This window comes from Acidiphilium sp. 20-67-58 (genome assembly GCF_002255515.1).
In the GTDB taxonomy this organism is placed as follows: domain Bacteria; phylum Pseudomonadota; class Alphaproteobacteria; order Acetobacterales; family Acetobacteraceae; genus Acidiphilium.
The window spans coordinates 1-5,227 of record NZ_NCAS01000074.1 but is presented as its reverse complement, the minus strand read 5'-3'; the positions used below and the strand labels follow the sequence as shown (position 1 = coordinate 5,227).

Annotated in this window: 6 protein-coding genes; 3 read left to right on the top strand and 3 right to left on the bottom strand. The window is 64.3% G+C overall.

Annotated features, from left to right (window positions below; all coding sequences use genetic code 11):
• Positions 1-89 precede the first annotated feature (89 nt).
• The 3 genes from B7Z76_RS15720 to B7Z76_RS15710 are packed head-to-tail and all read right to left on the bottom strand — an operon-like array spanning position 90 to position 3,240.
• Positions 90-1,082 carry a tyrosine-type recombinase/integrase gene (locus B7Z76_RS15720; RefSeq protein ID WP_011930443.1) on the bottom strand — a complete coding sequence of 331 codons (993 nt, stop codon included), beginning with the start codon at positions 1,080-1,082 and terminating at the stop codon, positions 90-92.
• On the bottom strand, positions 1,079-2,020 hold the full coding sequence (locus B7Z76_RS15715; protein WP_011930444.1) for a tyrosine-type recombinase/integrase: 942 nt from the start codon (positions 2,018-2,020) through the stop codon (positions 1,079-1,081). The genes B7Z76_RS15720 and B7Z76_RS15715 overlap by 4 nt, the downstream gene beginning before the upstream one ends.
• Positions 2,017-3,240 carry a tyrosine-type recombinase/integrase gene (locus B7Z76_RS15710; protein ID WP_291345155.1) on the bottom strand — a complete coding sequence of 408 codons (1,224 nt, stop codon included), beginning with the start codon at positions 3,238-3,240 and terminating at the stop codon, positions 2,017-2,019. Before B7Z76_RS15710 ends, B7Z76_RS15715 begins: the two co-directional genes overlap by 4 nt.
• A 15-nt stretch (positions 3,241-3,255) precedes the next feature.
• On the opposite strand from B7Z76_RS15710, the gene B7Z76_RS16415 reads away from it, so the two are divergent.
• From B7Z76_RS16415 to B7Z76_RS15695, 3 genes are all read left to right on the top strand, one after another.
• On the top strand, positions 3,256-3,753 hold the full coding sequence (locus tag B7Z76_RS16415; RefSeq protein WP_408736383.1) for a zincin-like metallopeptidase domain-containing protein: 498 nt from the start codon (positions 3,256-3,258) through the stop codon (positions 3,751-3,753).
• 185 nt (positions 3,754-3,938) lie between these two features.
• Positions 3,939-4,232: a HigA family addiction module antitoxin gene (locus B7Z76_RS15700; protein WP_291345153.1), complete on the top strand. Its 294-nt coding sequence runs from the start codon at positions 3,939-3,941 to the stop codon at positions 4,230-4,232.
• Positions 4,229-5,227 (top strand): type IIL restriction-modification enzyme MmeI (locus tag B7Z76_RS15695; protein ID WP_366925320.1); only part of this gene is annotated, 999 nt, incomplete at its 3' end. The genes B7Z76_RS15700 and B7Z76_RS15695, both read left to right, overlap by 4 nt.

The following is a 5,227-nucleotide window of genomic DNA, read 5'->3' as shown; positions in this document are numbered from 1 at the left end:
GGGGCATAATGCCGCGATCCGGATTATGCCGCATGGCCTCCGCTGGAGGCCGGATAGCCCGGCATTGGCCATGCGGCTGTTCGGCATAATCAGAGCCCTTCCAGGAACGCGAGGAGTTGATCGTCGGGCCGGAACCGGCCCGACGGCGTGGCTGGAGCGGCGACGCGAGCGAGCGCCTTTTCCTTCATCCGCATGTCGGCATGGATGTAGATTTGGGTGGTCTCGACGTTCTCGTGACCAAGCCAGAGCGCGATCACCGCAGGATCAACGCCGTGGTGGAGCAGGTCCATCGCCGTGCTGTGGCGCAGCGTATGTGGCGTGACCTGTTTCGTGCCGATGCTCGGGCACGCGCGCGACGCCGTGAGGCAGTGCTTGCGGACCAGATGCTCAAGAGCGTCACGGCTCAGCCGTTCGCCCCGGATCGACGGGAACAGCGGCTTGCCCTCATCTTTGTCGTTGCCGATCCACGTCGCCAGCAGCTTGGCTGTCTCGCGGCGAAGCGGGGTGGCGCGCTCCTTCCGGCCCTTGCCCATGCAACGGATGTGCGCGCCGGTCCCCAGCACGACATCGCCCCGCGTGAGGCCGACCAGTTCGGAAGCCCGCAGGCCTGTCTGGACCGCAAGCAGGAGCAGAGCGTGATCGCGCCGCCCCGCCCATGTTGTACGATCCGGAGCCGCCAACAGCGCCGCCATTTCCTCGGCATCGAGGAACGTGACCGCACGCTTCACATAGCGCTTATTGGGCATGGCGAGGATGCGCTGGCAGTGCAGCAGCCAAGTCGGATCGGTCATCGCGACGAAGCGGAAGAACGATCGGATCGCGGCGAGCCGGGTATTACGGCTGCGAGCGCTATTACCCCGCGCGGTCTCGGTGTGGGCGAGGAAGTCCGCGACCAGATCGGCGTCGATGTCTTCGACCGTCAGGTTGACCGGCGGCTTTTTGCGGCGGGCGCTCGCATATCTGAGCAGCAGCCGGAACGTATCGCGATAGCCGGCGACCGTATGTCGGCTCGCCTCCAGTTGCGTGCAAAGCCGGTCGGTGAAGAAGCGCTGGATCAGCGCGGGCAAGGTGACGGCGTTCATTGTGCCATCTCCCCGCCGCTCGCGGTGGCACGGGCTATCGCCAGATCGAGCAGTTCCGGGACCGCCTCCAGATACCAGTATGTTCGGGAAGGGCTGCTATGACCCAGATAGGTCGTCAGCCGGATCATCTCGCGCGCCGGATCCTTGCCGGTCCGGTACCAGTCGATCATCGTGCGCACGGCGAAGGTGTGGCGCAGATCGTGGATGCGTGGCCCTCGGCCATGCCGATGGTACTGCTGCTCGGATCGCAAGCCGATCTGCTGGCACGCCTGCGCGAAGTTGTAGCGGGCCGTGCAGTCGGTGAGCCGGGTCGCCTTGTCGGTTACGAACAGCGGCACCGCCGGATGACCGATCAGCCGATCGCGTTCGATGCGATAGTTGAGCAGTCGCTCGACGGTGCTGGGGTCGAGCGGCAGCAACCGCTCCTTGCCGTTCTTGCCCTGTCGGACGCGCAGCACACCATTATCGGCGTCGAGGTCGTTCCCATCGAGCGCGAGCGCCTCGCTGATGCGCAAGCCCGTGACCGCGATGAGCGCGAACAGTGTCGAGCAAGTCAGCCCGCGCAACCCGCAGATCGACGGCAGCGCCTTTGCGGCCGCGATAATCGAAGCGACCTCGGCATTGCTGTAGATATGCGGACGCGAGCGCATGACAGTGTCCGGCAACAGGCCCCGTGGTGGGGGTTCATGCGCCGGATCGAAGCTGCTCAGCCACTGCGCGAAGAGGCGCACGGCGGTAAGCCGCGCCGCTCGCGTCATGCCGTTGGCCTCGCCGAGCGTAGCGTGCCAACGCAGGAACAGCGCCGTGTCGATATGCGTCACACGCTCGCTGTCGGCGAACCGCGTGAAGCGGCGAAGGATGCGCTCGCTGGTGCTCAGGTCGTAGCCGAGGCGGCGCCGCACAGCCAGATAGCGGTCGAGTTGGAAGGTGAGGCTCATTGCGCGCCTCCCGCCACGGGCCAAGGCATTGCCACTGACCGCAGCCCATCGATGTCGAGACGGGCATATATCATCGTTGATGTGCGTGAGCGGTGCCGCAGCACATCGCCCACCTCGTCGAGCGATGCACCCGAGTTCACTAACTGGGTGGCAAGGCTATGACGCAGCAGGTGCGATCCCACATAGGGCGTTACCGGCTTCTGGCCAGTCGCCTTCAGCGCATCCTTGAGAACGGCGTTGACGATCTGGCTGTCCTTGAACGGACGGTACGGCGCGCGATGGGTGACGAACATCGTGCGACAGGACGCGGGTCCGCGTTCCTCGCGCAGATAGCGGCAGAGGGCCTCGCCAACCTCCGCGCTGATCGGCACGCGATCGTGGAGCTTCCCCTTGCCACGCACCAAGAGTTCGCCCGCGCGCCAGTCGATATCGTCCAGCTGGATCGCGATGACCTCGGCAGCGCGCAAGCCGAGCCGGGCCATGATGAGCAGCATCGCATAGTCCCGAGCGCCGTGCCGGGGGCTGTCGCGCACGCAGGCGAGCACCGCCTCGACGCCCTCGGGCGACAGATGGCGCGGCAGTCGTGCGCCCCAGCGCTTCGCCGCCCTAGGCACGCTCAGCGCCAGATTGGTCGCTGTCGCGCCGCTGCCGAACAGATATTGCAGGAAGATACGAACATGCGTTGCCACCGCTTTGTCGCGACGCGCGCCTGCCAACACATGCTCGATGAAGCTGATCACGTCGGCAGGCCGCAACCGCCCCGGATCAACTATCGCATCACCAAAGCGATGATCGAGGAACCGGTTGGCGAACCGCAGCGTGTGATAGATCGTCCGCGGACTCAGGCCGCGATGCTTGACCAGATAGGTCTCGAAGTTCGCCAGCAGGGTCGCGCGCGCCTGCTGCGCCTCGGTCAACGGCACCGGCTGCGTGACGCCGATATCGAGCAGATGCTGCGCGAACCGGCGGGCCAACCTATACGGCCATACCGAGCCCGTCTTCTTGCGCGGCACCTTGCGTCCCAGATGCTCGGCCATGTCGAGCGTCAACGCCGAAGGACTGATGCCCTCGACATCCATCGCGTGCCCCACCTTCCGCAGGATCGATTGGTAGGTCTTGACCGTGCCGGCGGTGTAATTCTCCGCCGCAAAGCTCTCGGCGAACGAGTCCAGATACGGCTCAGCGATGAAGATTATGCCGAATAGGATTGGTGCGATCATACCGCCAACCGCGCCCTGCCGAGCAGATGCGGCATAATCCGGATCTCGGCATTATGCCCCTTATGCCGATGTCGGCATAAGGGGCACGCCACAGGGCACCCCTCGCGGCTGAACCGGCCGGATCTTGGCACGCCGTTCGGATCGGAAGCCTATGCGCGGGAGGAGCTGAGGGCCGAGATTGCCTCGCTGATGATCGCTGACAAGCTGGGGATCGGCCATGATCCGGGCCAGCATGCGGCCTATGTCGGGAGCTGGATCAAAGCCTTGCAGCAAGACCCGCGTGAGATCTTCCGGGCGGCAGCCGATGCCGAGAAGATTTCCGGGTATTTGATGGCGCTGCGGGCCGAGCAGAAGGCCGGGCAGGCCGCTGGCCGGGCTGACAGCCAGACGGGTGAGCAGGCGCGTGGTTACTGGCAGCGGGCCTCTGAGAGCGGCGCGGAAATCAGGCGGGCGGAACGAGCTGAACAGCCCGAGCAGGAGCGGCAAACACGACGCGCAATGGCGGGGCGGTAGATAGAAGAAAGATTATTTCGTGACGTAGGGGATGGCGCGGATCTCAACCGAGATGGCGGGGCGGTAGATAGAAGAAAGATTATTTCGTGACGTAGGGGATGGCGCGGATCTCAACCGAGATTTATTGTCGAGTGTCGATTGTCACTATACGGCTTGAATAGAGAATTTGAGAGAAGACGTAGGCGTTGCACCCAGGAACGACGGTTAGGCAGGATTGCCTTGAAAAGAACGGGTTGAGCGTCACCGACGCCGCCAGAATCCTTGGCGTGGATCGGCAGACCCTCAGCAACCTGCTGAACGCCAGGTCGGGCATTTCGCCCGAGATGGCCGTTCGGCTGGAAAAAGCATTCGGCACGCCTGCCCGCGAATGGCTAATCCGGCAGCTCGACCACGAACTGGCCGAGGTCATGCGCCGGGCTGACGAGATCGAGGTCGAGCCGTTCCATGCCTCCGCTGATGAAAGCAGGGGTGAGGCATGAACGCGGTTGAGATTGAGGAAGCCGTCACGCTTGCGGAAAAGCCCTTCGACGCTGCGGAGTTTCCGTACCAGTTCCTGGCCGCCTTTGGGAACAAGGACACCACGATCAAGCGGCTGCGCACCGGATCGACCAACGCATCCGATCTGCCGGCTGGCATCCTCCAACGGAGCAACATCCATATCGCGGTCGCCGCACCTGGCGCGGTGACGCAGACCCTTGCGGCGCTTCGGACCAGCCCTGCCACGGCTAAGGCCAAGGCGCGGTTCATCCTCGCCACCGATGGCGAGGGCTTCGAGGCCGAGGAATTGGAGTCCGGCGAGACGGTCGCCTGCGCCTATGCCGACTTCCCCAACCATTTCGGCTTCTTCCTGCCGCTGGCCGGAATCACCACGGTCAAGCAAATCCGTGAAAGCTCGTTCGACATCCGGGCGACCGGACGCCTCAACCGGCTTTATGTCGAGCTTTTGAAGGACAATCCCGATTGGGGCACGGCCGCCCGCCGCCCCGACATGAACCACTTCATGGCTCGGCTGATCTTCTGCTTCTTCGCGGAGGACACCGACATCTTCAACGGAGAGGGCCTGTTCACCGCCACCATCGAGCAGATGAGCGCACGGGACTCGTCCAATACCCATGAGGTGATCGGCGAGCTGTTCCGTGCCATGAACACGCCTATCGCCCAGCGGGCGACCGTGAAGCTGCCGCGCTGGGCGGACGTGTTCCCCTATGTGAACGGCGGGCTGTTCTCCGGCAGCCCCGCCGTGCCGCGGTTCAGCCGGATCGCGCGCTCCTACCTTCTCCATATCGGCGGCCTCGACTGGAGGAAGATCAACCCGGACATTTTCGGGTCGATGATCCAGGCCGTGGCGGACGATGAGGAGCGCGGCGCGCTGGGGATGCACTACACCAGCGTTCCCAACATCCTCAAAGTCCTGAACCCGTTGTTCCTCGACGACCTGCGCGCGCGGCTTGAGGAGGCCGGCGACAACAGCCGG